Origin of the sequence: Stenotrophomonas sp. AB1(2024), from assembly GCF_037482345.1 — a bacterium.
Taxonomy (GTDB): Bacteria; Pseudomonadota; Gammaproteobacteria; order Xanthomonadales; family Xanthomonadaceae; genus Stenotrophomonas.
The window spans coordinates 1,200,231-1,221,361 of sequence record NZ_JBBHKO020000001.1 but is presented as its reverse complement, the minus strand read 5'-3'; the positions used below and the strand labels follow the sequence as shown (position 1 = coordinate 1,221,361).

The following is a 21,131-nucleotide window of genomic DNA, read 5'->3' as shown; positions in this document are numbered from 1 at the left end:
GAGAATAGCCGCTTACCTGCAAGGCATCGCCCATGATCTATTTCCACGACATCGACCCCATCGCCATCTCGCTTGGGCCGGTCAAGGTGCACTGGTACGGCATCATGTACCTGCTTGGCTTCACCGCGGCCTGGTGGCTGGGGCGGCGGCGGATCGCGGCCGGACGCCTGCCGGGCGTGGACGCCAACGGATTCTCCGACCTGCTGTTCTACGCCATGCTCGGTGTGGTGGTCGGCGGGCGCGTGGGCTACATGCTGTTCTATGCGCTGGGCGATTTCCTGCACAACCCGCTGTTGCTGTTCAAGGTGTGGGACGGCGGCATGAGCTTCCATGGCGGCCTGCTGGGCGTGCTGTTCGCCTCGTGGTACTGGTCGCGCAAGCACCGCCTGCACCTGGGCGACACCATCGACTTCATGGCGCCGCTGGTGCCGTTGGGCCTGGGCTTCGGCCGCATCGGCAACTTCATCGGCGCCGAGCTGTGGGGCAAGTACACCGACGGCACCTGGGGCGTGGTGTTTCCCTCGGGCCTGCCGGCACCGTTGAACCAGCTGGACATGCCGGCGCTGCGCGAGCAGTTCGCCACCGGTGCGCTGAATCAGTTCGCCCGCCACCCCTCGCAGCTGTATGAAGCGCTGCTGGAAGGGCTGGTGATGTTCGCGGTGCTGTGGGCGGTGTCGGCCACCCCGCGCCACCGTTACCTGGTCTCGGGCCTGTTCGCGCTGATGTACGGCGTGTTCCGCTTCGCGGTGGAATTCGTGCGCATGCCTGACAACGGCGTGTACCTGGCCTTCGACTGGTTCACCCGCGGCCAGCTGCTGAGCCTGCCGCTGGTCGCGTTTGGCCTGGTGCTGCTGGTGCTGTCGCGCCGCGCGCCGGTGCTGCAACCGGTGCTGCCGGTCACCCCTGCCACCGCCGGGGGCAAGGCATGAAAGCCTACCTGGACCTGCTCGAGCACGTGCTCGAACACGGCACGGAAAAATCCGACCGCACCGGCACCGGCACGCGCAGCGTGTTCGGCTGGCAGATGCGCTTCAACCTCAACGATGGTTTCCCGCTGGTCACCACCAAGAAGCTGCACCTGCGCTCGATCATCCACGAGCTGCTGTGGTTCCTGAAGGGCGACACCAACATCGGCTACCTGCAGGACAACCAGGTGCGGATCTGGGACGAGTGGGCCGATGAGAACGGCGACCTCGGCCCGGTCTACGGCAAGCAGTGGCGCAGCTGGGCCACGGCCGATGGCGGCAGCATCGACCAGATGCAGTGGCTGGTGGACGAGATCAAGCGCAACCCGGATTCGCGCCGGCTGGTGGTCAGCGCCTGGAACGTGGGCGAGCTGTCGCAGATGGCGCTGATGCCCTGCCACAACCTGTTCCAGTTCTACGTGGTGGACGGCAAGCTGAGCTGCCAGCTGTACCAGCGCAGCGGCGACATCTTCCTGGGCGTGCCGTTCAACATCGCCAGCTACGCGCTGCTGACCCACATGGTGGCGCAGGCCACCGGGTTGGGTGTGGGCGATTTCGTGCACACACTGGGCGACGCGCACCTGTATTCGAACCATTACGAACAAGCCCGCGAGCAGTTGGCGCGCGAGCCGCGCGCGCTGCCCACGCTGTGGCTGAACCCGGAGGTGACCGATCTGTTCGGCTTCCAGTTCGACGACATCCGCATTGACGACTACCACCCGCATCCGGCGATCAAGGCGCCGGTGGCGGTATGAGGCCGATGGCGGGCGCTGCGCTGCGGGCCGCACTGCTGATGGTGTTGCCGGCAGCAGCACAGGCCGCCGCGCCGTCCGTGCCGCTGGCCACACAGGTCAACGCGCAGATCGTGCAGCGGCAGGTCAATGAAGGCGTGGCCGCCATGGCCGGTGCCTCCGGCGCGGGCCTGATGCCGCGCGATCTTCCTGCTGCCTGTGAGCCCGTCATGCGCGGTGCGGTAGCGGGCATGTCCGCCGAGCTGGTGCGCTTCATGCAGGGCGCCTTCAATGATCCGGTCTACCAGCGCACGTTCGAGCAGCAACTTGCCCAGGCGTATTCGCCGGTGCAATTGCAGGCGTTCCTGGACCGTGGCGCGGCCGGCGACCTCAATGCGTTGAGCGCCGAGGTGATGTCCGCACCTGGCCTGCAGGCTGCGCAGGATGCCCATCTGGCCCACCTCACCGAGCAGGCTGATCAGGCAATGGAGGCCGATCCACGTTTGCAGAAGGCATTGGCTGATGTGCGTGCCGCGCAGGAGCGCTGCGACGTCGTGCGCATGGAAACGGACGAATGAAGCTCTCGCTGATCGCGGCCCTCGACCACGACCATGGCATCGGCCATGCCAACCAGCTGCCTTGGCAGCTGCCCGATGACCTCAAGCGTTTCAAGGCGTTGACGATCGGCAAGCCCATCCTGATGGGCCGCAAGACCGCGCAGTCGCTGGGCCGCGTGTTACCGGGCCGCCCGAACCTGGTACTGACCCGCTCGGGACAGGTGCCGTTCGATGGCATGCAGGCGGTGGCCTCCATCGACGAAGCACTTCAGTTCGCGGCCACGGCCGGCGCAAGCGAACTGTGCGTGATCGGCGGCGGCGAGATCTACCGCCTCGCCATGGCGCAGGCCACCGACCTGCACCTGACCTGGGTGGATACCCGTGTCCAGGCCGATACCCATTTCCCGCCGGTCGACCCGCAGCTGTGGGTTGAAACTGCGCGCGAGCACCATCCCGCAGATGCGAAGCATCCGTTTGCGTTCGATTTCGTGGATTACACGCGAAAGGCGTAACAGCAACAGCCTTCGCCTGCGACGGTCTCTGGCTTGGCCCACGCCGGCTCTCGACGCCTACGCTGCCAGATTCCGAACAGATAAGGCTCGTTCGCGCCTTGCTCGTGCACGCAATCCTGCGTACACGGCAAGACCGGGGTTGGGCGTCCTGCCCAACCCGCGCGGCACATGCGCCGCGCCCATGGCGCTCTACGCTCCCGCAAACCCACCGCCGCCAGCCCAGTGCAGATACGTTCGCAGGCCAAGGCTCTTAGCGGTTCACGGCTGCAGCCAGGCAGGGCCTGGCGCTACGGATCACGCGGTCGTCGGGGTACCGTCGCCCGCATTCCCCGCTGGCTCACGCGCACGACGTGGCTGCTGTTGCTGTTGATTCTGGCGCTGCCCACGCGGCGGGCGACCATTGCCGTTGTTTCCCGGATTGCCTTCGCCGGCCGGACGCCGTGCCGGTGGGCGCGGCGGCGTCACCGGCTTGGGCACATCGCGGCCCGGCACCTGCACCACGCGCAGTTCTTCGGTATCCAGCTGCAGCGCCGTGAGCTTGCCGCCCCAGACCGCGCCGGTGTCGATCGCATGCACGCCCTGGGTGATCGTCAGGCCCAGCGCCGACCAGTGCCCGCACACGATCTTCAGATCGCGTTCGACCCGGCCCGGCACCTCGTACCAGGGATAGAGCCCCTGTTCCTGCGTGCCCGGCGTGCCCTTGTCCTCGATGCCGATCCGCCCGCGCGGCGTGCAGTAACGCATCCGCGTGAGCAGGTTGATGATCGCCCGCGAACGGTCGTAGCCGGCCAGCCCGGGCGACCAGCCCGGCTTGTCGCCGTACATGTTGCGGAACAATTTACGGTAGCCGCTGCCGTGCAGCTGCGCCTCGACTTCGCGCGCGTGCTTTTCGGCCAGCTGGGTGGTCCACTTCGGGGCCAGGCCCGCGTGCACCATCATCCAGCCCAGTTCGCGGTCTACGTGCACCAGCTTCTGCAGGCGCAGCCATTCCAGCAGCACATCGCGGTCCTCGGCCTGCACGACCCGCAGCAGGTCCGGGTTGACCTTGCGCTGCTCTTCCTCGGTGCGGGCACCGACGGCCAGCAACGACAGATCGTGGTTGCCCAGCACCACCACGCTCTGGTCGCGCAGCGAATGCACCAGCCGCAGCGTTTCCAGCGATTGGCCGCCACGGTTGACCAGATCGCCACAGAACCACAGTCTGTCCACCGCCGGGTCGAAGCGGATCTTCTCCAGCAGACGCTGGGTCACGTCGTAACAGCCCTGCAGGTCGCCGATGGCCCAGACACTCATGCGTGCGCCTCCATCAGTGCAGCGTGCGCGGAATGGTCAACACGAACGGCGCGATGGGGGCGGCGAACTCGGTGCCATCGTCGGCCACCATGTCGTAATGCCCCTGCATCGTGCCGTGCTCGGTTTCCAGCATGACACCGGAGGTGTAACGGAAGTCTTCACCCGGGCGCAGGCGCGGCTGCTCACCGATCACGCCATCGCCGTCCACGTGCTCCACCCGGCCGTTGCCGTCGGTGATTCGCCAATGGCGGGCCACCAGCCGTGCAGCGACGCGGCCGCCGTTATGGATGCGGATCGTATAGGCGAACGCAAAGCGCCCATCCTCGGGTGTGGACTGGTCATCCAGGAAGCGCGGGGCGACCTCGACGGAGATCGCATAGTTTGCAGCGTCGTTCATGCGGGCAGTTTAGAGGGAGTTTCAATCTTCCGCGCGCGGCACGTTGGCCAACGCGATGAACTGCGCCACTTCCAGCTGTTCGGCGCGCGCATCGCTGCGTACCCCGGCGGCCTCGAACTGCTCGGGCGTGACCACCCCGTTCAGTGCGTTGCGCAGTGTCTTGCGGCGCTGGCCGAAGGCGGCCCGGACCACATCGGCAAAGCGACGCCGGTCCAGGATGCCGACGCTGGCCGGATCGCGCGGAACCAGCCGGACAACGGCCGAATCGACCTTCGGCGGCGGCCGGAACGCGCCCGGAGGTACCACGAACAGCGAGGTGACCCTGCACCAGGCCTGCAGCATCACACTGAGGCGGCCATAGACCTTGCTGCCCGGTTCGGCGGCCATGCGGTCCACCACTTCTTTCTGCAGCATGAAGTGCATGTCGCGGATCACCGCCGCGTGCTCCATCGCGTGGAACAGGATCGGCGAGGAGATGTTGTAGGGCAGGTTGCCCACCAGCCGGATCTGGCCGTCGCCGGCCAGCTCGGTGAAATTCACCTGCAGCACGTCGCGGTGCACGATGGTCAGTTCGCCCAGCGGTGCGGCGGCGGCGGTCAGCGGCGCGATCAGGTCGCGGTCGAATTCGATCACGGTCAGGCGCGGATGGCGGCGCAGCAGCGGCAGGGTGATGGCGCCCTGGCCCGGGCCGATTTCGACCAGGCGGTCGTCGTCCTTCGGGTTGACCGCCAGTACGATCTTGTCGATATAGGTGCGATCGGCCAGGAAGTGCTGGCCCAGCTGCTTTTTGGCCGGCGCGGTAAATCCGGCGGCAGAGGGAGAATACGGGGAAGTCATGGCACCAGTGTACGTTGGCACGCCAGCCGGGCACACAACTGCGTGGCCGCGAGCAGGCTGGAGGGGTCGGCAATGCCGCGCCCGGCCAGGTCCAGCGCGGTGCCGTGGTCGACCGCCACGCGGGGGTAGGGCAGGCCCAGGGTGATGTTCACTGCCTGCTCGAAACCGCTGTATTTGAGCACCGGCAGGCCCTGGTCGTGGTACATCGCCAGCACCGTGTCGAATCCGGCCAGCTTCTGCGGCAGGAAGGCGGTATCGGCCGGCAGCGGCCCGACCAGGTCCATGCCCTCGGCGCGCAGCTGCGCCAGCAAGGGAATGATCAGGTCCAGCTCTTCACGGCCCAGGTGCCCATCCTCGCCCGCGTGCGGGTTCAGGCCGAGCACCGCGATCCGCGGCGCGGCGATGCCGAAGGCTCCCCGCAGTGCGTCATGCACGATCCGCAGCGTGCGCGCCAGGCCATTGGTGGTGATGGCATCGGCCACCGCGCGCAACGGCAGGTGGGTGGTGGCCAGGGCCACGCGGACGATGTCGTTGGCCAGCATCATCACCACCTCCACCCGGGCCTGGTCGGCCAGCAGCTCGGTGGTGCCGCTGTAGGCGATGCCGCCCTGGTTGATCACCGCCTTGTGCACCGGGCCGGTCACCACCCCGTGCAGGCGGCCGTCCAGGCAGGCCTGGCCGGCCTGCAGCAGGGCGCCGATCACCGCGCCGGCGTTGGCCGGGTCGGCCTGGCCGAAGCGTGAGGGGGCCGCATTGCGCACCTCACGCAACGGCAGATCGCCCGGCTGGCGGGCGATGGCGTCTTCAGGCAACAGGTTCAGCGGCAGCGACAGCGCTGCGGCGGCCGCCCGCAGGGTATCCGGGTCGGCGAAGGCCAGCAGCCGGCAATCGGTGCGCGGCTGCTGGATCAGGCGAAGGCAGAGTTCGGGGCCGATCCCGGCGGGCTCGCCCGGTACCAGAGCGAGCTGCGGGATCATCGCCAGTGCCTCAGGGCTTGGCCGGTGCCGGGTCGGCTGCCGGAGCCGCTGCTGCGGCAGTGCGCAGGTCCACGTAGGCTTCGCCACGCAGTTCCTGCAGGTACCGGTTGTACTCTTCTTCCAGCTTGCGGCGACCGATGGTCTCGCGGATCTGGGCACGCTTGTTGTCGGTGCCCGAATCCGTCTGGCGGGTCGCCACGCGCTGCACGATGTGCCAGCCGGCGTCGGTACGGAACGGCTGGCTGACGCCACCGTCGCTCAGACCGGACACCTGCTTGCCGAAGTCCGGGCCGAAGGCATCGACCGGGAACCAGCCCAGGTCGCCGCCCTGGCCCTTGCTGTTGCTGTCTTCAGACGACGCCTTGGCTTCGGTCTCGAAGTCCACGCCACCGGCGATCCGCGCACGAGCCGAGTCGATCTTGGCCTTGGCGGTGGCATTGTCCTGCTGGTCGTTGACCCGGATCAGGATGTGCCGGCCGTGGTACTCGGTGATGGTCTGGCCGCCGGCGGCGGCGCTGGCATCGCGCACTTCCACCAGCTTCAGCAGTTGGAAACCGCTCGGGCCACGCAGTGGGCCAACCACGTCGCCGGCTTTCATGCCGGTCATCATCTGCGCGAACGCGCCGGGAATTTCATCCAGCGAACGCCAGCCCAGGTCGCCGCCTTCCAGCGCGTTGGGGCTGTCGGAATAACGCACCGCCGCGGCATTGAAGTCCAGTTCGCCCTTGTCCAGCAGTCCCTTGACGCCTTCGACCTTCTTCTGGCCGGTGGCGATCTGCTCGGCGGTCGCGCCTTCGGGTAGGGCGATCAGGATGTGGGCCAGGTGGTACTGGGTACCGGCGGTGGCTTCCTGCTTGAGCGCGGCATCCACTTCACCTTCGCTGACGCTGATGCGGCTCTGCGCGAAGCTCTGGCGCAGGCGCTGCACGGTGATCTCATCGCGGACCGAGTTGCGGAAGTCGTTGAAATCCACGCCGTCGGCGGCCAGGCGCTGGCGCAGGGCGTCCAGGTTGGAGCCGTTCTGCTGGGCAATGGCGTTCAGGGCCTGGTTGAGCTCCTGGTCGCTGACCTTGATGCCGCTGCCTTCGGCCCGCGTCACCTGCAGCTTGACCAGCACCAGGCGTTCGAGCACCTGGCGGCTGAGCACGTCATCCGGCGGCAGCTGGCCTTCACGCCCGGCGTACTGGGCCTTGATGTTCACGATGGCACGGTCCAGCTCGCTCTGCAGCACGACATCCTCGTCGACGATGGCGGCAATGCGGTCCAGCGACTGGGTCTGCTGGGCCAGCACCTGCAGCGGTGCGGAGACGGTGCTGACCGCGATCAGGGAAGCGAGTAGGACGGGGAAGGTCTTGGTCATGGGATCAGGTTCGGATCGTAGTCTTCGCGCGTGGGGGCGCCCGTGTTGGCGGGCGGCACGAGATAGAGGTCGTCTCGGTAGTAACCGAGAATAGCACGGCGCAAAGTGCGGTCCGTGTTCTGGCCGACGGAGCTCAGGCCCTTGAGCACGAACTCGATCTGGAAGGAATTGTTCAGTTCACCCTCGCGGTTGCGCACGTAGCGGCGGGCCAGGGCGCGTACCGCAAGGCAGCAGCTGTCCCACTGCACGCCGCCGATGATTTCCAGCGGCGCCTTGTCCTCGATGGAGTAGTAGTAGCGGCCCACCAGGCTCCAGGTTTCGTTGATCGGGTACAGGAAGGACAGGTCCACCTGTTCCAGCAGGGTGCGTTCTTCCTTGGTCGCGGTGCTGGGGGCGGCCGTATTGAGGCGGTGGCGGTAGGTCAGGTTGACGATGCCGTCGTTGGACATCAGGTAGCGCGCGCGCACGCTGGCCAGGTCCTCGCGCTTGTACTTGGGGTCCCACTGGTAGGTGGCACCCAGGTTCCAGCGGTCGTTGATGGCGTAGTTGGCGTCGGCGATCCAGGCCGACTTGCCCTGTTCCACCTGTGAGGTGGCCCCGGGCAATGTCACCCGCGAATCGTCGAAGTACAGGATCTGGCCGATGCTGCCGGAGAAGCGCTCGCGGCCGGTTTCCTGGTTGATGAAGCGGGTGCTCAGCGCCATGGTCAGCTGGTTGGCGTCGTTCTGGCGGTCCGCGCCGGTGTAGCGCGAATCGCGGAACAGCTGGCCCCAGCTGAAGGTGAAGTCGCGGGTATCGAAGATCGGCAGGTCGCTCTGGTCGCGGTAGGGCGTGCGCAGGTAGAACAGGCGCGGCTCCAGCGTGTGCAGGTACGAGGTGCCGCCGATGGTGGTCTCGCGATCGAAGAACATGCCCGCGTCCAGGCTGGCGATCGGTACGCTGCGGTGCGGCGAGGTATCTCCGCGCAACTGTTCAGGGGTCGCCGTGGCCGGATTGATGCCCGCATCGCGCAGCGCCCGGAGGCGGGTCTGGTCGGCAAGCCCGCGGTCCAGCTCGTAGGCCGTGTAGCGGTAGGCCAGGGTCGGGGTGACATACCAGGAAGCGCCGGCAAACGGTAGCGATACGTAAGGTTTCACGTCCAGTCGCGAGCCGTTGTAATAGGGCGTTACCACGCCGTTGCGGACGTAGTCGCCATCGGGCTGCCTGACCTTCTGGTTGACGTCGTCATGGGTGAAGTGGACGGCCTCGGCGTACACCCCCACTTCCAGCCATGGCAGCAGCGGCTTGTCCCAGGTACCGAACAGCCTGGGTTGGCGCGCGTACGGCAGCGAGGACTCGGTCAGGGTGTAGTCGGTCAGCTGCCAGTAATCGGCCATCAGCCCGCCCCGCCAGTTCTCGCCGGTGCCGTAGATGCCGGCCTGGCTCTGCAGGCTGGAGGTGGTCACCCCCAGCAGCTTGCTGGAGAAATCCTCGGTGTAGCGCTCGTCGCTGACCCAGGCGATATTGGCGCGGGCCTGCCAGGTCCGGTTGACGCTGTGGTAACCCGAGTACTCGACCTGGCCACGGTCCCTGTCGCGCAGCTTGTCATTGGGCAGGTAGGCGGTCTGCAGTTCGCCACGGCCGCCGTCGTAGAGATAGCGGAACTCGTTGTCGAGCATCAGGCCGCGCTTGCTCATGTAGCGCGGGGTCAGGGTGTCGTCGTAGTTCGGCGCCAGGTTGAAATAGATCGGCTGGGCGTAGTCGAAGCCGTTGCGCCCGGACATGCCCAGCTGCGGGTAGAGCAGGCCGGTCTGGCGGCGGTCGTCGATCGGGAACTTGAAGTACGGCGCCCACATCACCGGCACGTTGCCGATGCGCAGCACCGCATTGCGTGCCGTACCGAAGCCTTCTTCGTTGTCCACGTCGATCTGCGGTGCCGACAGTTTCCACACCGGCTGCGAGGGATCGCAGGTGGTGTAGGTGGAGCGGTGCATCTGGCCCACCGAGCCCTGTAGGTCGATCGAATCGGCGCCGCCGTGGCCCCGCCGGTCCACCAGCTGGTACTGGATGTCACTGATCTTGTGGGTGTCCGACTCCTGGTTGCCTTCGGCGCGCTTGGCGGTCATCCGGATCGACGAATCCTGGTAGCGCACATTGCCTTCGGCGATGTAGTTGCCGCTTTCGGTGTCGAAGCTCAGTTGGTCCGTGCCCAGGAACTGGTCGCCGCGCTTGAGCGCCACATTGCCCTGGTACTGCGGCACGGTGCTGGTACCAAACAGCGCGTCGCCTTCGATATCGGTGGGTTGCTGGTCGCGGGTTTCGGCCGCGGCCTTGTCCGCTACAGGGGCGTCCTGGAAGACGGGCAGGACATCGGTCACCGGGCACAGGCCCCAGTTCACCGGTTTGTCGTCGGCCATGGCCGGCAGGCAGATGGCGATGCTCAGGGGGAGAGGCAGCAGGCGGAGGGCTCGGCGCACGCGGGATTCGGATTCGGACGAAAACGGATCGTAGCTTGCCCCATCCCTTGCATAGGGGCAATGAAGGCTTGCCGCGAGCAAGGGTTCAGGTTCATTTGAAACCCGGTAGCGCCGGCCGTTGGCCGGCCCTCAATCACAACATCGCGCCCACGTGCGCGACCGAGCATTCGGCAAGCGCCTGCAGGTCATATCCGCCCTCCAGCATGGACACCACGCGGCCGCCACCATGGCGACGGGCGAGGGCGCGCAGCTCGGCGGTGATCCAGGCGAAGTCATCGGTTTCCAGCATCAGGTCGGCCTGCGGATCGCGCAGGTGGGCATCGAAGCCGGCCGAGATCAGCAGCAGCTGCGGGCGGAAATCATCGATGGCCGGCAGCATCTCATCGGCCCACGTGTTGCGGAAGCGGAAGCCCCCGCTGCCCGGTGGCAGCAGGATGTTGAGCAGGTTGCCGGCGCCCCGGTCACGGCGCAGGCCCGAATTGGGGAACAGCCCGGCCTGGTGGGTGCTGTAGTAGGCCACGCGCGGATCGGCCACGAAGATGTCCTGGGTGCCGTTGCCGTGGTGGACGTCGAAATCGACCACCGCGATCCGCTCCAGTCCATAGCGGTCACGCGCGTAAGCGGCCGCGATGGCGATGTTGTTGAAGAGGCAGAACCCCATCGCCGTGCTTGCGGTGGCGTGGTGGCCGGGCGGGCGCACCGCGCAGAACGCCACCGGGTCCTCACCCAGCATCACGGCATCGACTGCCGCCACGCCGGCGCCGGCAGCATGCAGCGCGGCGCTGGCCGAGCCGGGCGAGGTCATCGTGTCCATGTCGATCAGGCGCAGCGGCTCGGTCTGGGGCGCCAGCACCCGATCGATCAGCTCACTGTCGTGCACGCGGGCCAGTTCGCCGAACTTGGCCGGCGGCGCCTGGCGCCAGTCCAGCTGGTCGGGGTAGGCGGCGCGCAGGGCATCGAGCACCACCTGCAGGCGTTGGGGGCATTCGGGGTGGCCGCTGCCGGGATCGTGTTGCAGACAGGCGGGATGGGTGAAAACCAGCATGCGGGCAGGGTTCCGGGGCGGTGGGCGGCTCAGCCGTGGCGGCGGGTGTGCTGCCAGAGGACCTCGCCGTGGCCGTCGGCGCGGGCGAGTACGCGGGCCAGCACGAACAGCAGGTCCGACAGCCGGTTGAGGTAGTGCAGCGCCTCGGCGCGTACCGGTTCCTGGCGGGACAGGGTGACGGTTTCGCGCTCGGCGCGGCGCACGATGGTGCGGGCCAGGTGGCAGCGCGCGGCGGCTTCGCCGCCACCGGGCAGGATGAACTCCTTCAACGCGGGTAGATCGGCGTTGTAATGGTCCAGCTGGCGCTCCAGGGCTTCGACGTCGGCCGCGTGGATTGCCGCATGCCCGGGAATGCACAGCTCGCCGCCCAGGTCGAACAACTGGTGCTGCACGGTCGTCAGCAGCGCGCGTACGTCCTCGGGCAAGGGTACCGCCAGCAGCACGCCCAGCGCCGAATTGGCCTCATCCACCGTGCCGAAGGCGTTGACCCGGGCAGCATCCTTGGCCACACGGCTGCCGTCACCGAGCCCGGTGCTGCCGTCATCGCCGGTGCGGGTATAGATGCGCGACAGCCGGTTGCCCATGCGCGCCGGGCTCAGTGCAGCGCGTCGCGGCGGGCCTGCAGCAGCTTGACGACCTGTTCGGTGGCCAGCTGCAGCGCGGCCGCCAGGCCGACGTAGATCGCCGCGGTACGCAGGTAAGGCAGGAACCAGTCCGCATAGTTCCGCGCCCAGCCCTGCAGGGTGGGCGTGGCGACCACGTCGCTGGTCCAGTAGAAGCCGCTCTGGGCGAACACGTGGCAGACCGCCACTGCCGCCACCAGCAGCGCCGCTGCCTTGGCCAGTGCGGTCCAGTCCGCGCTGCGGTAGCCCCGGCGCAGCAGCGCGCCACCGGCCCACATCGCGAAATAGGCCGGCACCAGCAGCGCGGTACCCGGCGACACGCAGTAGTGCTGCCAGTAGCCGATGCCGCTGGCACGGATCACCAGCACGTCGATCACGATGGCCAGCACCATCAGCAGCGGGAAGGCCCAGCGCGTCCAGCTGCGCAGATGGAAGCCGGCGATGAAGAACACCGCCCACGACGCGTCGGGGATCGCCGCGAAATGATTGACCCGGGTTGCCGCCATCAGCAGCACGAGCACGAACAGGATGAAGGCGCGTTGGGCGGTGGTGGTCATGGGGGCAGGCGTTGGGAATCCAGCGTTCATTCTAGCGCCTGCCGCCACGGGGCGTAGCCGGGCCGCACGCACTATCATGGGCGGCATGAGTGAACGTCATGACGTAGTGATCGTGGGCGGCGGCCTGGTCGGCGCCAGCCTGGCCATTGCCCTGGACCGGGGCGGCCGCGATGTCGGGCTGGTCGAGGTTGCCCCGGCTGGCGCGCTGCCGCCGGTGTTCGACCAGCGCAACCTCAGTTTCGCCGCGGCCACGGTCAACGCCCTGACCGCGCTGGGGGTGATGTCGCTGCTGGGTTCGGCGGTTGGCCCGATCACCCGCATCCACGTCAGCCGCGCCGGTGACTTTGGTCGGGTCCAGATGGATGCTGCCCAGTACCAGCGGCCGTGGTTCGGTCAGGTAGTGATGGCGCGCGATTTTGGCCAGGCGCTGGAAACCCGCCTGCAGACCCTGCAGCAGCTGACCCGCTATCGCCCGGCGCGTTTCGTGCGGCTGGGTGCCACGGTCGATGGCTATCGCGAGGTGGTCATCGCCGACGATGCCGGCGAGCGCACCCTGCAGGCGCGGCTGGTGGTGGGCGCCGATGGCACCCGCAGTGGCGTGCGCGAGGCGCTGGGCATCGGCGTGGACGAACATGATTTCCAGCAGACCCTGTTCGTGGCCCGCGTGCGCTCGGCGCGCGCGCCGGACGGCACCGCATTCGAACGCTTCACCGACACCGGCCCGACCGCCCTGTTGCCGCGTGGCGACCGCCACTACGGTGTGGTGCACGGCGTGGCCCGCGACCAGGCCGATGCGGTGATGGCGCTGGACGACGCGGCCTGGCTGGCGCGACTGCAGCAGGCCATCGGCTGGCGCGCGGGGCGCCTGTTGGAAAGCGGCCCACGCAGCGCCTACCCGCTGGTGCAGGTGCTGGCGCGTGGACGGGTGGGCGAGCGCGCGGTGCTGCTGGGCAATGCGGCCCAGACCATCCATCCGCTGGGAGCGCAGGGCTTCAACCTTGGCCTGCGCGATGCGCTGACCCTGGCCGAGCTGATCGAAACGGCCGAGGACGTTGGCAGTGATGCGCTGCTGCAGGCGCACGTGGCGCGCCGGGAAGAGGATCGCCGCCAGACCATCGCGTTCTCCGGCGGGCTGGCGCGGCTGACCAGCAATCCCGCGCCCTTGATGCGCCCGCTGCGCAGTCTCGGGCTGCTGGCGGCGCAGGCTACCTCGATGCAGTCGATGCTGGTCGGCGGTGCCATGGGCTTCCGCGGCGAGGTCCCGGCGTTGTGCCGTGGAGCCGGCGCATGAGCCGGCGCGCGCGCGATGTGATCGTGGTGGGCGGCGGCGTGGTCGGTGCGGCCTGTGCGCTGGCGCTGGCCGATGCCGGGCTGGAGGTCACGCTGGTGGAAGGCCGCGAGCCAACGGCGTGGCAGCCGCAGCAACCTGACCTGCGCGTCTATGCGTTCGCACCGGACAACGCGCAGCTGCTGCGCGCGCTCGGGGTGTGGCCCTCGGTGCTGGCCGCGCGCGCCTGCGCCTACCGGCGCATGCGGGTCTGGGATGCCGCTGGCGGGGAGGAACTGCAGTTCGATGCCGACCGGCTGGGCCGCGAGCAACTGGGCTGGATCGTGGAGAACGACCTGCTGGTGGACCGGCTGTGGGCCGCTTTGCCCGTTGCGGGCGTGCAGCTGTGCTGCCCGGCGCGGGTGGAGGCGCTGGAGCAGGATGCCGCCGGCGTGCGCGTGCGACTGGAGGACGGGCGGCGGCTCGACGCCGCGCTCGCCATCGCCGCTGACGGCGCGGACTCGACCCTGCGCCGCCTGGCCGGGCTGGAGGTCAGCCGGCAGGACTACGGCCAGCGCGGGGTGGTGGCCTATATCGATACCGAACTGGACAACCAGGCCACGGCCTGGCAACGCTTCCTGGTCACCGGCCCGCTGGCGGTACTGCCGGCCGGCCCACGGCGCAGCTCCATCGTGTGGACGTTGCCCGATGCCGAGGCCGAGCGTGTGCTGGCACTGGACGAGGCCGCGTTCAACGTGGAACTGACCCGCGCGTTCGGGGGGAGGTTGGGGGCGATGACGCTGGCCTCGCGCCGTGCCGCCTTCCCGCTGCGGCGGCAGCTGGCCAGTGCCTATGTGGCCGGGCGTGTGCTGGCCCTGGGCGATGCGGCGCATGTGGTGCACCCGCTGGCCGGGCAGGGCGTGAACCTGGGCCTGCGCGATGTGGCCGCCCTGCACGCGACGGTCGTGCGTGCGCAGCAGCGGCGGCAGGACTGGGCATCGCCCGACCGCCTGCAGCGCTGGGCCCGCGAACGTCGCAGCGAGAACACGATGTCCGCTTACGGTTTTGACGCAATCAACACTATTTTCTCCAATGACGAGATGCACCTGACCCTGGCACGCGGCTGCGCGTTGGGCAGCGTGGGCCGGTGGCCACCGCTGGTGTCGGCATTGTGGAAGCGCGCGGCGGGACTGTAAGCCGAGGAGATCGAAATCTGGAAGTGGAACGAAGCGGCACGACGCAGACTGCGGCGCGGCTGCCGTTGCCCGGCCCCGGCAATCTCGCCGCGCCTTCCCCCTTTCCGGAATCCCCCTTCATATGGAACTGCCGTCCCTCGTCCGTCCTCTGCAGCCGTCGTCGGCGCACAGCACCATGGCCGGCGCGCCTCGGGTCCCCGGCGAACTCAAGTGGCAGCTCACCAGCGTACGCAACAGTGGCATGGCCTTGAATTCGCCGCAGGACATCGCCGCAGGCACGCGCACAGCGGAATGCCCCGCGCCCAGGATTGTCTCCCAGGCTGAAAAAAAGGTGCCGGCCGAGCTGCGGAACGAGGGCCCGAGCGCCAGCTGCGAGGAGGCGCTGAAGCGGTTGATGTCCAGGAAACAGGGCCGCCCCCTGAAAGAATGCCTCATGGCCAACAAACGCAGCCAAGGCTGAGGCGCGCCCACGGTCGTGGCGCAACCGGCCACGGGTGATCGAATCTTGAAAGTTGGTGGCCTCCATGTTTCAGCAGACTGGGTAGGTCTGGATGCGTCTCACCGCAATTGGGTGTGGACGCATCTCTCCCTTCTCCGAGGAAGAATCATGAGCATTGCCAAGGTTCTCAATCAGATTTTCCGGCCGGCCTCCGTCAACGCTGAAAAGACCGTGCGTGCGATCGTTGCCCATCCGGAGGCGGCCGCCAGGGGTTTTGACGGGCTGCTTACGCACATCAACAACAAATGCCACCCGTTCGGCATCGGGTGCCGGGGTCAGGAAGGCTTCCAGGCGCAGACGAACCTCGACAAATTCGTTCGCTCGCAACGCGTCGCCGCGCCTACCGAGGGCCAGGCCAAGCTGCTGTTGAACAGCCTCAAATCCCTGCAGCGCGACCTCGAGAGCCAGCGCCGCCCAGCTCAGTTGGCCTCCGGAGCACATGACAGCTGGAACAATGACCGCCTCAGGCAATTGAACCAGGCGCTGGAACTGACCCGCAGTCTGCAGCATTTCCGGGGGCCCACTACGGGCTGAGGCGTTCTCAGGGCAACAGCCAGCCCTGCAGCTGGCTGCGGTCCAGGCGGCCGCGGTGCAGCGTATCCAGCGACTTGAATTCATCCGCCAGCGCGGGATTGGCCTGCGCTTCTTCCCGGCTGATGTAGCTGTCGCCATCGATATCCAGCGACTCGAACGCGAAACGATACTGCCCCACCACGCTGTCGGCCTGCACCGAGCGCACCGTGACCGTGGCTTCGCCTGCGGTCGGCGGCAGGGTCACCGCGTGGGTGACCTCGCCGCTGGACAGCGGCTGGGTGCGCACGCTGACCGGATTGTCGCGCAATGCCTCACTGGTGGCCGGCGCAGGCGTGCGCACCTGCGCCCACGCGGCCATAGGCAACAGCGACAGCAGCAGCGCTGTGCGGAGCACCCGGATCATCGCCCGCTCCAGGCCAGCACGGTGATCTCCTCGCGGTCGTGGTAGAGCTGCTTGGCGCGCACGGTGAGCGGTCGGCCCGCCTGCGCTTCGAACAACTCCAGGCACAGGCGGGTCTCGTCCCAGCGCTTCTTCATCGGCAATTTGAGGTTGAAGATCGCATGCCGGCACCAGCCCTCGCGGAACCAGGTGGCCATGCGTTCGGCCACGCGGCGCGGCTGCTCGACCATGTCGCAGACCATCCAGTCCAGCGGCGCCTCGGGCTGCCAGTGGAATCCATCGGCGCGCAGGTGCTCGACCAGGCCGGTTTCCAGCACGTGCTCGCGCAGCGGTCCGTTGTCCACGCTGATCACGTGCATGTGCTGGCGGGTAAGTACCCAGGTCCAGCCACCGGGCGCGGCGCCCAGGTCGGCCGAGCGCATGCCGGGCTTGACCAGCTGTTCGCGTTCTTCCGGGCTCATCAGGGTCAGCAGGGCTTCGTCCAGTTTCAGGGCCGAGCGCGACGGCGCGTCGGGCAGCAGCTTCAGGCGTGGAATGCCCAGCGCCCAGGGCGCGCTGTCGCGGGTGTCGGCCACGCACACGAACGCATGGCGGCCATCGACGAACACGAGGTGCAGGCGCGGCAGGCTGGTGTTGGGCTTGTCGGTGAGCAGGCCGGCCTTGCGCAGCGCCGGGCGCAGCGCATTGCCGAAGGCGCGGGCCAGGCCGGCCAGCGGCTTGCCTTCGTCCGAATCGGGATGCTCCACCCACATGTCGCCAAAGCGCTGCTGGCCTTCCAGCGCGGCCAGGATCGGGGTGATCCGGTCGGTCGGATCCAGTTCGCGCAGTTCGGCCAGCACCACCAGCTTCTGCCGGGCAAAGATCAGCGAACGCCAGGGCAGCGCCTTGGACAGCGCAGCGCCCTCGTCGGTGGCGAACAACACGTAGCCATCGTTGCGCTGGGTGCGGGCGTAACCGGCAATGTTCGCGTAGGCGGCGCGCTCGGCAAGCTCACCGGCCAGTTCGGGCTCGAAGCCCTGCCGGCACAGGCACAGCAGGCCGCTCATCGCGGCACGCCCGTGGCGTGGGAATCAGTAATGCGCACCGTTGATCTCCCCGTACTGGCGCAGCACCGCGCGCGCGGCATCGCGCTCGATGTCGCGCACGACCTCGATGCCGCGCTTGTTGAGTTCACCGATCCAGTCGGCCGGCAGCGGGCCTTCATCGAACGGGGTCAGTTCTTCCACGTCCTGCGCGCTGGCACCGATCAGCAGCCGGTCGATGCCGGCCCAGATGGTGGCGCCGTAGCACTGGCAGCACGGCTGCGAGGAGGTGGCCAGGGTGATCGGCGACAGCACGTCGTTCAGGCGCGGGGTCTGCAGGCGCTGCTGGGCCAGCATGTAGGCCATGTTTTCTGCATGCGCCAGCGAGGTGCTGTGCGGCACCACGCGGTTGACGCCGGCCGCGATGACGCGGTCGTCCGGCCCGAACACCACCGCGCCGAACGGGCCACCGGTCTCCGCCTCGACATTCAGCCGCGACAGCTCGATGGCCAGCGTGACCTTGGCGGCATCGCCGGGCCAGGCGCGGGTCAGGTCGATCTGGTCATGGATCCAGGCGGGCAGGGTGAGGTGGACTTGCGCGTACAGCATGGGACAGGCCTTTCGAATGCGGTGGGGCTTACGCCGACCAGGTGTCGCGCAGGGTGACGCTGCGGTTGAAGACCGGTGCGGCGGTGGTGTGGTCGCGGCGATCAGCGACGAAGTAACCGGTGCGCTCGAACTGGAACGACTGCTCGGGCGCGGCGGTTGCGGCGGCCGGTTCGACGTAGCCGGTGACGGTGCGACGCGATTCGGGGTTGAGGTAATCGCGGTAGGTCTTGCCTTCGGACTCGTCGTCCGGGTTCGGCACCGAGAACAGGCGGTCGTACAGGCGGATCTCGGCCGGCACGCCATGCACGGCACTGACCCAGTGGATGGTGCCCTTGACCTTGCGGTTGGCGCCTTCCATGCCCGGGCGCGATTCCGGATCCAGCCAGCCACGCAGTTCGGTGATGGTGCCGTCGGCATCCTTGATCACTTCATCGCAGCGGATGATGCCGGCACCACGCAGGCGTACTTCGCCACCCGGCACCAGGCGCTTCCAGCCCTTGGGCGGTACTTCGGCGAAGTCTTCGCGCTCGATCCACAGTTCGCGCGCGAACGGCACTTCGCGGTTGCCGACGGTGTCGTCCTTGGGATGGTTGGCGAAGGTCAGCGTTTCGGCATGGCCCTCGGGCAGGTTGGTCAGTATCAGCTTGACCGGATCGACCACGGCCATGCGGCGTGCGGCGGCACTGTCCAGGTCTTCGCGCAGCGCGCCTTCCAGTACGCTGAAATCGATCATCGAGTTCTGCTTGCTGATGCCCACGCGTTCGGCGAACAGGCGCATCGCCGCCGGGGTATAGCCACGACGACGCAGGCCCTGCAGGGTCGGCATGCGCGGGTCTTCCCAGCCATCGACCAGCTGTTCGGTGACCAGCGCCATCAGTTTGCGCTTGCTCATCACGGTGTAGTTGATGTTCAGGCGCGAGAATTCGATCTGGCGCGGTTTGGCGGCTTCGCGCGGCAGGCCGCGTTCGACCAGCGGCGCGGTCAACGCGTCGTCATGGGCGAAGTCGACGTTGTCCACGCACCAGTCGTACAGCGGGCGGTGGTCTTCGAATTCCAGCGTGCACAGCGAGTGGGTGATGCCTTCGATGGAATCGCCCAGGGCATGGGCGAAGTCGTACATCGGGTAGATCGGCCAGGCGTTGCCGGTGTTCTGGTGTTCGACGTGCTTGATGCGGTACAGCGCCGGATCGCGCAGGTTGATGTTGCCGCTGGCCATGTCGATCCTGGCGCGCACGGTGCGCGCGCCATCGGGGAACTCACCGGCGCGCATGCGGCGGAACAGGTCCAGGTTCTCGTCCACGCTGCGGTCGCGCCAGGGCGAGGGGCGGCCGGGTTCGGTCAGGGTGCCGCGGTAGGCGCGCACTTCCTCGGCCGACAGGTCGCAGACATAGGCCTTACCGTCGCGGATCAGCTTTTCGGCGGCCAGGTAGTAGGCGTCGAAGTAATCCGAGGCATGCCGCAGTTCGTTCCAGGTAAAGCCCAGCCAGCGCACGTCGTCCTGGATGGCGGCCACGTACTCGGGGTCTTCCCTGGCCGGGTTGGTATCGTCGAAACGCAGGTTGCACACGCCGCCGAACTCACCGGCGATACCGAAGTTCAGGCAGATCGACTTGGCATGGCCGATGTGCAGGTAGCCGTTGGGCTCGGGCGGGAAGCGCGTCTTGATCGCGGCATGCTTGCCGGCGGCCAGGTCCTCGCGGACGATCTGACGGATGAAATCCCGTTTTTCGTGGGTTTCCGGAAGGGCGTCGGTGGGGGCGGCAGTAGGCTCGGACATGATGCGCAGGCAGAAGGCAGAAAGATCGCCAGTCTATCGCGTCCGGCCGTTGGCCGGGCGCGATAGACGGTAGCCCCGGCCGTTGGCCGGACCACGCACGCCTTCCACCGTTCATGAGGGCCGGCCAACGGCCGGCGCTACCGAATCCCTCCTTCATCGTGTTCATCCGTCCGGCGTATGCTGGCTCGAATCCCCGCGGAGCCCCACCCATGCACGTGATCTACCAGGCCGACAACCTGTTCGACGCCCATCTGGTCAAGCACGCGCTGGAGGCGGCGGGAATTCCCGCCTTTGTCTTCGGCGAGTCGCTGCTGGGCGGGATGGGCGAGCTGCCGCTGTTCGGGGTGCTGCGGGTGTGCGTACCGGACCTGGCCAGGCCTGAGGCCGAGCAGATCGTGGCCGGGCTGGACTTGGGCGGCCCCCAGGACGACCCCATATTGGACGGTGACGAAAGCGCCGGTCTGTTGCCGGCCTAGGAGAGCGCCATGTTGGGGATTGCCAAGGGCCTGTTGGGTATTGGAGCGTTCAAGCAGCGCCTGCCACGCCCGGAAGAGGCACTGGCCGGCCGCGAGCACCCGCTGCCGCTGCACAACCAGCACTATGTGAACAGCCATCCGCTCAAGGACGGCTTCGCCGGGCTGGAGCGCATCCGCTTCGCCATGGGCTGCTTCTGGGGCGCGGAGCGCAAGTTCTGGACCCTGCCGGGGGTGTATTCGACGTCAGTCGGCTATGCCGGCGGGGTGACCCCGAACCCGACCTACGAGGAAGTCTGCTCGGGCCTGACCGGGCACACGGAGATCGTGGAGGTGGTGTTCGACCCGGCGATCATCCGCCTGGGCGAGCTGCTGCAGGTGTTCTGGGAGAACCACGATCCCACCCAGGGCATGCGCCAGGGCAACGATACCGGCACCCAGTACCGTTCGGCGATCCACGCGACCAGCCAAGCCCAGTACGACGCCGCGCTGGCCAGTCGTGATGCCTACCAGCAGCGTCTGGCCGACAAGGGCTACGGTCCGATCACCACCGAGATCGCGTTCCCCGCACCGGCGTACTACTACGCCGAGGACTACCACCAGCAGTACCTGGCCAAGAATCCGAACGGCTACTGCGGCATCGGCGGCACCGGCGTCAGCTGCCCGATCGGCGTGGACGCCTGATCACAGCCTCGCTTGATTGCCCGATTGCCCGATTGCATGCGATCCCGTAGAGCCGGGCTCTGCCCGGCTGCTTCACGCTTTCCGGCGAACAGCCGGTAGCCTGCGCAGGGTCCGGGCAGGGCCGGCGGGTGCGGGTTTGCGGGACACGCCGTAAACCCATCCCTGGGGGCTCGTAGAAAACATCCATGTTTTCTACGGTCCCGCAAACCCGCCCCCGCCGACCCTCGACGGTGGTTCGGTGGCCACTGGAGAAATCAACGGCGACCGCAACGGCGAAAGCGTTTCCGTTTCATGGTCATGCGTTTCCGTGCCGATCAACATCGATGGCAGTCGTTTGGGAACCGACCTGCCGACTCCCGG

23 protein-coding genes are annotated in these 21,131 nt (G+C 67.7%); 10 read left to right on the top strand and 13 right to left on the bottom strand.

Annotated features, from left to right (window positions below; genetic code table 11):
• The first annotated feature begins 32 nt into the window (after nt 1–32).
• The 4 genes from lgt to WIX41_RS05830 are packed head-to-tail and all read left to right on the top strand — an operon-like array spanning nt 33 to nt 2,765.
• Nucleotides 33–929 (top strand): prolipoprotein diacylglyceryl transferase, encoded by an 897-nt coding sequence (lgt, locus tag WIX41_RS05845; RefSeq protein ID WP_339446169.1) that lies wholly within the window; start codon nt 33–35, stop codon nt 927–929.
• Nucleotides 926–1,720 carry a thymidylate synthase gene (locus WIX41_RS05840; RefSeq protein ID WP_339446168.1) on the top strand — a complete coding sequence of 265 codons (795 nt, stop codon included), beginning with the start codon at nt 926–928 and terminating at the stop codon, nt 1,718–1,720. The genes lgt and WIX41_RS05840 overlap by 4 nt, the downstream gene beginning before the upstream one ends.
• A complete protein-coding gene (locus WIX41_RS05835; RefSeq protein WP_339446167.1) occupies nt 1,717–2,274 on the top strand; it encodes a hypothetical protein in 558 nt (185 codons plus the stop codon). The genes WIX41_RS05840 and WIX41_RS05835 overlap by 4 nt, the downstream gene beginning before the upstream one ends.
• Nucleotides 2,271–2,765, top strand: a complete 495-nt coding sequence (locus tag WIX41_RS05830) for a dihydrofolate reductase (RefSeq protein ID WP_339446166.1) — start codon at nt 2,271–2,273, stop codon at nt 2,763–2,765. Before WIX41_RS05835 ends, WIX41_RS05830 begins: the two co-directional genes overlap by 4 nt.
• A gap of 294 nt (nt 2,766–3,059) precedes the next feature.
• Here the strand turns inward: WIX41_RS05830 and WIX41_RS05825 are convergent, their stop codons facing one another.
• The 9 genes from WIX41_RS05825 to WIX41_RS05785 form a co-directional block, all read right to left on the bottom strand.
• Nucleotides 3,060–4,058, bottom strand: coding sequence for a symmetrical bis(5'-nucleosyl)-tetraphosphatase (locus WIX41_RS05825; RefSeq protein WP_339446165.1), 999 nt, complete (start codon nt 4,056–4,058; stop codon nt 3,060–3,062).
• Between the two features lie 13 nt (nt 4,059–4,071).
• Nucleotides 4,072–4,455, bottom strand: coding sequence for a Co2+/Mg2+ efflux protein ApaG (gene apaG, locus WIX41_RS05820; RefSeq protein ID WP_339446164.1), 384 nt, complete (start codon nt 4,453–4,455; stop codon nt 4,072–4,074).
• Nucleotides 4,456–4,476: 21 nt separating this feature from the next.
• Nucleotides 4,477–5,292, bottom strand: coding sequence for a 16S rRNA (adenine(1518)-N(6)/adenine(1519)-N(6))-dimethyltransferase RsmA (rsmA, locus tag WIX41_RS05815; RefSeq protein ID WP_339446163.1), 816 nt, complete (start codon nt 5,290–5,292; stop codon nt 4,477–4,479).
• Nucleotides 5,289–6,269 carry a 4-hydroxythreonine-4-phosphate dehydrogenase PdxA gene (pdxA, locus tag WIX41_RS05810; RefSeq protein ID WP_339446162.1) on the bottom strand — a complete coding sequence of 327 codons (981 nt, stop codon included), beginning with the start codon at nt 6,267–6,269 and terminating at the stop codon, nt 5,289–5,291. Before pdxA ends, rsmA begins: the two co-directional genes overlap by 4 nt.
• Nucleotides 6,270–6,279: 10 nt before the next feature.
• Nucleotides 6,280–7,629: a peptidylprolyl isomerase gene (locus WIX41_RS05805; protein WP_339446161.1), complete on the bottom strand. Its 1,350-nt coding sequence runs from the start codon at nt 7,627–7,629 to the stop codon at nt 6,280–6,282.
• The gene (gene lptD, locus WIX41_RS05800) at nt 7,626–10,085 is read right to left on the bottom strand and encodes an LPS-assembly protein LptD (protein ID WP_339446160.1); all 2,460 of its coding nucleotides are present in this window, start codon (nt 10,083–10,085) and stop codon (nt 7,626–7,628) included. Before lptD ends, WIX41_RS05805 begins: the two co-directional genes overlap by 4 nt.
• A gap of 133 nt (nt 10,086–10,218) precedes the next feature.
• Nucleotides 10,219–11,130 (bottom strand): histone deacetylase family protein, encoded by a 912-nt coding sequence (locus tag WIX41_RS05795; RefSeq protein WP_339446159.1) that lies wholly within the window; start codon nt 11,128–11,130, stop codon nt 10,219–10,221.
• A 29-nt stretch (nt 11,131–11,159) separates the two neighbouring features.
• Nucleotides 11,160–11,714: a cob(I)yrinic acid a,c-diamide adenosyltransferase gene (locus tag WIX41_RS05790; protein WP_339446158.1), complete on the bottom strand. Its 555-nt coding sequence runs from the start codon at nt 11,712–11,714 to the stop codon at nt 11,160–11,162.
• Nucleotides 11,715–11,725: 11 nt separating this feature from the next.
• Entirely contained in the window at nt 11,726–12,310 is a 585-nt protein-coding gene (locus tag WIX41_RS05785; RefSeq protein WP_339446157.1) for a hypothetical protein, read from the bottom strand.
• 85 nt (nt 12,311–12,395) lie between these two features.
• On the opposite strand from WIX41_RS05785, the gene ubiH reads away from it, so the two are divergent.
• From ubiH to WIX41_RS05765, 4 genes are all read left to right on the top strand, one after another.
• Nucleotides 12,396–13,601 carry a 2-octaprenyl-6-methoxyphenyl hydroxylase gene (gene ubiH / locus WIX41_RS05780; protein WP_339446156.1) on the top strand — a complete coding sequence of 402 codons (1,206 nt, stop codon included), beginning with the start codon at nt 12,396–12,398 and terminating at the stop codon, nt 13,599–13,601.
• Entirely contained in the window at nt 13,598–14,773 is a 1,176-nt protein-coding gene (locus WIX41_RS05775; protein ID WP_339446155.1) for a UbiH/UbiF family hydroxylase, read from the top strand. The genes ubiH and WIX41_RS05775 overlap by 4 nt, the downstream gene beginning before the upstream one ends.
• A gap of 121 nt (nt 14,774–14,894) precedes the next feature.
• Entirely contained in the window at nt 14,895–15,233 is a 339-nt protein-coding gene (locus tag WIX41_RS05770) for a hypothetical protein (RefSeq protein WP_339446154.1), read from the top strand.
• Nucleotides 15,234–15,380: 147 nt separating this feature from the next.
• On the top strand, nt 15,381–15,806 hold the full coding sequence (locus WIX41_RS05765) for a hypothetical protein (RefSeq protein ID WP_339446153.1): 426 nt from the start codon (nt 15,381–15,383) through the stop codon (nt 15,804–15,806).
• A gap of 7 nt (nt 15,807–15,813) precedes the next feature.
• Here WIX41_RS05765 and WIX41_RS05760 read toward each other — a convergent pair whose 3' ends face one another.
• Genes WIX41_RS05760 through WIX41_RS05745 form a run of 4 tightly spaced genes read right to left on the bottom strand, consistent with a single transcriptional unit; the run spans nt 15,814 to nt 19,614 of the window.
• A complete protein-coding gene (locus tag WIX41_RS05760) occupies nt 15,814–16,209 on the bottom strand; it encodes a hypothetical protein (protein WP_339446152.1) in 396 nt (131 codons plus the stop codon).
• A complete protein-coding gene (rlmM, locus tag WIX41_RS05755; RefSeq protein ID WP_339446151.1) occupies nt 16,206–17,252 on the bottom strand; it encodes a 23S rRNA (cytidine(2498)-2'-O)-methyltransferase RlmM in 1,047 nt (348 codons plus the stop codon). The genes WIX41_RS05760 and rlmM overlap by 4 nt, the downstream gene beginning before the upstream one ends.
• Nucleotides 17,253–17,276: 24 nt before the next feature.
• Nucleotides 17,277–17,837, bottom strand: a complete 561-nt coding sequence (locus WIX41_RS05750) for a nucleoside deaminase (protein ID WP_339446150.1) — start codon at nt 17,835–17,837, stop codon at nt 17,277–17,279.
• Nucleotides 17,838–17,865: 28 nt separating this feature from the next.
• Nucleotides 17,866–19,614 (bottom strand): glutamine--tRNA ligase/YqeY domain fusion protein, encoded by a 1,749-nt coding sequence (locus tag WIX41_RS05745; RefSeq protein WP_339446149.1) that lies wholly within the window; start codon nt 19,612–19,614, stop codon nt 17,866–17,868.
• Nucleotides 19,615–19,823: 209 nt separating this feature from the next.
• On the opposite strand from WIX41_RS05745, the gene WIX41_RS05740 reads away from it, so the two are divergent.
• A complete protein-coding gene (locus WIX41_RS05740; RefSeq protein ID WP_339446148.1) occupies nt 19,824–20,090 on the top strand; it encodes a DUF2007 domain-containing protein in 267 nt (88 codons plus the stop codon).
• 30 nt (nt 20,091–20,120) lie between these two features.
• Nucleotides 20,121–20,771: a peptide-methionine (S)-S-oxide reductase MsrA gene (gene msrA / locus WIX41_RS05735; protein ID WP_409187457.1), complete on the top strand. Its 651-nt coding sequence runs from the start codon at nt 20,121–20,123 to the stop codon at nt 20,769–20,771.
• Nucleotides 20,772–21,131: the final 360 nt, after the last annotated feature.

Coding starts and splice junctions, on each gene's coding strand:
- lgt (WP_339446169.1), top strand. CDS start 33: ATGATCTATTTCCACGACATCGACCCCATCGCCATCTCGCTTGGGCCG.
- WIX41_RS05840 (WP_339446168.1), top strand. CDS start 926: ATGAAAGCCTACCTGGACCTGCTCGAGCACGTGCTCGAACACGGCACG.
- WIX41_RS05835 (WP_339446167.1), top strand. CDS start 1,717: ATGAGGCCGATGGCGGGCGCTGCGCTGCGGGCCGCACTGCTGATGGTG.
- WIX41_RS05830 (WP_339446166.1), top strand. CDS start 2,271: ATGAAGCTCTCGCTGATCGCGGCCCTCGACCACGACCATGGCATCGGC.
- WIX41_RS05825 (WP_339446165.1), bottom strand. CDS start 4,058: ATGAGTGTCTGGGCCATCGGCGACCTGCAGGGCTGTTACGACGTGACC.
- apaG (WP_339446164.1), bottom strand. CDS start 4,455: ATGAACGACGCTGCAAACTATGCGATCTCCGTCGAGGTCGCCCCGCGC.
- rsmA (WP_339446163.1), bottom strand. CDS start 5,292: ATGACTTCCCCGTATTCTCCCTCTGCCGCCGGATTTACCGCGCCGGCC.
- pdxA (WP_339446162.1), bottom strand. CDS start 6,269: ATGATCCCGCAGCTCGCTCTGGTACCGGGCGAGCCCGCCGGGATCGGC.
- WIX41_RS05805 (WP_339446161.1), bottom strand. CDS start 7,629: ATGACCAAGACCTTCCCCGTCCTACTCGCTTCCCTGATCGCGGTCAGC.
- WIX41_RS05795 (WP_339446159.1), bottom strand. CDS start 11,130: ATGCTGGTTTTCACCCATCCCGCCTGTCTGCAACACGATCCCGGCAGC.
- WIX41_RS05790 (WP_339446158.1), bottom strand. CDS start 11,714: ATGGGCAACCGGCTGTCGCGCATCTATACCCGCACCGGCGATGACGGC.
- WIX41_RS05785 (WP_339446157.1), bottom strand. CDS start 12,310: ATGACCACCACCGCCCAACGCGCCTTCATCCTGTTCGTGCTCGTGCTG.
- ubiH (WP_339446156.1), top strand. CDS start 12,396: ATGAGTGAACGTCATGACGTAGTGATCGTGGGCGGCGGCCTGGTCGGC.
- WIX41_RS05775 (WP_339446155.1), top strand. CDS start 13,598: ATGAGCCGGCGCGCGCGCGATGTGATCGTGGTGGGCGGCGGCGTGGTC.
- WIX41_RS05770 (WP_339446154.1), top strand. CDS start 14,895: ATGGAACTGCCGTCCCTCGTCCGTCCTCTGCAGCCGTCGTCGGCGCAC.
- WIX41_RS05765 (WP_339446153.1), top strand. CDS start 15,381: ATGAGCATTGCCAAGGTTCTCAATCAGATTTTCCGGCCGGCCTCCGTC.
- WIX41_RS05760 (WP_339446152.1), bottom strand. CDS start 16,209: ATGATCCGGGTGCTCCGCACAGCGCTGCTGCTGTCGCTGTTGCCTATG.
- rlmM (WP_339446151.1), bottom strand. CDS start 17,252: ATGAGCGGCCTGCTGTGCCTGTGCCGGCAGGGCTTCGAGCCCGAACTG.
- WIX41_RS05750 (WP_339446150.1), bottom strand. CDS start 17,837: ATGCTGTACGCGCAAGTCCACCTCACCCTGCCCGCCTGGATCCATGAC.
- WIX41_RS05745 (WP_339446149.1), bottom strand. CDS start 19,614: ATGTCCGAGCCTACTGCCGCCCCCACCGACGCCCTTCCGGAAACCCAC.
- WIX41_RS05740 (WP_339446148.1), top strand. CDS start 19,824: ATGCACGTGATCTACCAGGCCGACAACCTGTTCGACGCCCATCTGGTC.